This is a genomic window from Asanoa siamensis (assembly GCF_016862555.1).
Taxonomy (GTDB): Bacteria; Actinomycetota; Actinomycetes; order Mycobacteriales; family Micromonosporaceae; genus Asanoa; species Asanoa siamensis.
Genome location: NZ_BONE01000178.1, coordinates 1 through 2,896, shown reverse-complemented (window position 1 = coordinate 2,896; position 2,896 = coordinate 1). Strand labels below are relative to the sequence as shown.

The following is a 2,896-nucleotide window of genomic DNA, read 5'->3' as shown; positions in this document are numbered from 1 at the left end:
CGGTGGCTTCCGTTCCGGTCCGCGTGACGACCGCGGTGGCTTCCGCTCTGGGCCGCGTGACGACCGGGGTGGCTTCCGCTCCGGCCCGCGCGATGACCGTGGTGGCTTCCGGTCCGGGCCGCGGGACGGCGACCGTCCCTACCGGGACCGCGACGACCGTGGCGGTGACCGGGGTGGCTTCCGCTCCGGTCCCCGTGACGACCGCGGTGGCTACCGTTCCGGGCCGCGCGACGATCGCGGCGGTGACCGGGGTGGCTTCCGCTCCGGCCCGCGTGAGGATCGTGGTGGCTTCCGGTCCGGGCCGCGCGACGCCGACCGTCCCGTCCGGGACCGCGACGACCGCGGTGGCTTCCGGTCCGGGCCGCGTGACGGCGAGCGTCCCTACCGCGACCGTGACGACCGCGGCGGTGACCGCCCGTTCCGAGGTCGCGACGAAGGCTTCCGCCCGGGTCAGCGCAGCGACCGGCCCTACCGGGACCGGGACGACCGTGGCGGTGACCGGGGTGGCTTCCGCTCGGGTCCCCGGGACGGCGACCGCGACAACCGCGGGTTCCGGTCGGGACCGCGGGAGGACCGGCCGTACCGCGACCGGGACGACCGTGACCGCGATCGCGGTCCCCGCGACGACAGCCGCACCGACGAGCGGCCCAGCACCGCGGTCGGCCCGCAGATCCCCGAGGACATCACCGCGAACGACCTCGACAAGGACGTGCGCGCGGAGTTGCTCGGGCTCAACCGGCCCGTCGCCGAGACCGTGGCGCGCCACCTGGTGGCCACCGGTCGCCTGATCGACGAGGACCCGGACGAGGCGCTGGCGCACGCGCTGGCCGCCCGCCGGCTCGCCTCGCGGATCGCGGTGGTGCGGGAGGCGGTCGGGCTGGCCGCGTACCACGCCGGTGAGTGGCAGACCGCCATCGGCGAGCTCCGCACGTACCACCGGATGACCGGGCGCCAGGACCACCTGGCCGTGCTCGCCGACTGCGAGCGCGCGCTCGGCCGTCCGGAGCGGGCCATCGACCTCTACCGTGGGGCCGACCGGTCCACCCTGGGCGCGGCCGACGCCGTCGAGCTGCTCATCGTGGCCGCCGGTGCGCGTGGTGACCTGGGCCAGAAGGACGCCGCCGTCGCGATGCTCCAGGTCCGCGAGCTCACCAGCGGCCAGGAGGAGCCGTGGGCCGGCCGGCTGCGGTACGCGTACGCGGACGCCCTGCTCGCCGCCGATCGGCGCGACGAGGCCCGTGAGTGGTTCGCCCGCGCGGCCGAGGCCGACGAGGACAACGAGACCGACGCGGCCGAGCGGCTGCTGGAGCTCGACGGCGTCTCGATCGAGGGCGACGAGGACGACGAGGACGAGTCGGACGGCGACGCTGCCGAGGCGGTGCTCGACGACGAGGACGAGGCGGGCGAGGTCCCGGGCGCTCGAACCGTGCTCGACGACGGCGACGACGAGGACGACCTGCTGGCCGAGGCCGCCGCGCTCGAAGAGGCCGAGGAAGGCGAGGACGACGACGACGAGGACGACGTCGAGCTCGACTCCGAGGGCCGGGCCGACGACGACGCCGCCGTGGACGCCGAGATCGACGAGGACGCCGACGACCAGGACGACGCGGACGACGACGAGCTGCCGGTCGAGGCCGACGCGATCGCCGACGACCTGCCGGTTGAGACGGTGACCGCCGGCCTGCCGCCGGAGGTCGCCGCCGACGACGCGCCTGTCGAGACGGTCGACGAGGTCGGCCGGGCCGACGAGCCGGTCGAGGTCGACGCGGAGGGTCACCCGGACGAGGACGCCGCCGTCGACGCCGAGATCGACGCGGACCCGACGGGCGACGAGGACGACAACAAGGTGCTTCCGGAGGTCGGCGACGCCGACGACCGGCGATGACCTTGTCGCCGCCGGCGTCGGGCCGGCTCGCCGACGCGTACGACCTGGTGATCTTTGATCTCGACGGGGTCATCTACCTGTCGGACAAGGCGGTGGCGGGCGCGGTCGGGGCGGTCAAGCGGCTGCACGACGAGGGCCGGGCGATCGCGTACGCGACCAACAACGCGAGCCGCCGCGCGGCCGAGGTGGCGGACCTGCTCACCGGGCTCGGCGTGCCGGCGACCGCCGGCGAGGTGCTGACCTCGGCGGCCGCCGCGGCCCAGCGTCTGGCCGACCGGCTCGAGCCCGGCGCCCGGGTGCTGGTGGTCGGCGCCGACGCGCTGCGCCAGGAGGTCGCCGAGCGCGGCCTGACACCGGTCAGCAGCGCCGACGACCAGCCCGTGGCGGTCGTCCAGGGCTACGGGCGGGAGGTCGGCTGGGTGATCCTGGCCGAGGCGGCCCTCGCCGTACGCGCGGGCGCCCTCTGGATCGCCACCAACACCGACCGCACGCTGCCCAGCCCGCGTGGCCCGCTGCCCGGCAACGGCTCGCTGGTCGCCGTGCTGCGCACCGCCCTCGACCGGGAGCCCGACGAGGTGATCGGCAAGCCGGAGCCGGTGCTGTTCGAGGAGGCGGTCAAGCGGGACGCGGCCGCGCGGCCGATCGTCGTCGGCGACCGGCTGGACACCGACATCGAGGGCGCGGTCCGGGCGGGCCTCGACAGCCTGCTCGTGCTGACCGGCGTGAGCCAGCCCCGCGACCTGGTCGCGGCGCCGGCGCACCAGCGACCGACCTACGTCGCCACGGACCTTGCCGGCCTCTTCGAGGACGTCGAGACGCTGGCGATCGGGGCCGAGGGCACCGGCTGGCGGGTCACCGACGGCAAGCTGGACGGCCACGGCGACCCGGTCGCCGCCCTGCGCACCATCTGCGCGGCCGCCTGGGACGGCACGGACGTCAGCGCGCTCACCGGCGCCACCGACGAGGCCGGCGCCGTGCTGCGAACCCTGGGGCTTTAGGTTCTGTTTCGTA

Annotated in this window: 1 protein-coding gene and 1 pseudogene; both read left to right on the top strand. The window is 75.8% G+C overall.

The annotated features are described in order from the left end of the window. Positions 1–754 precede the first annotated feature (754 nt). Positions 755–1,597: pseudogene (locus Asi02nite_RS42635) on the top strand (hypothetical protein); the annotation flags it as partial. Positions 1,598–1,887: 290 nt separating this feature from the next. Beyond that, complete coding sequence (locus Asi02nite_RS41020) at positions 1,888–2,883, top strand: HAD-IIA family hydrolase (RefSeq protein ID WP_373312456.1); 996 nt, start codon at positions 1,888–1,890, stop codon at positions 2,881–2,883. The last annotated feature ends 13 nt before the right edge of the window (positions 2,884–2,896 follow it).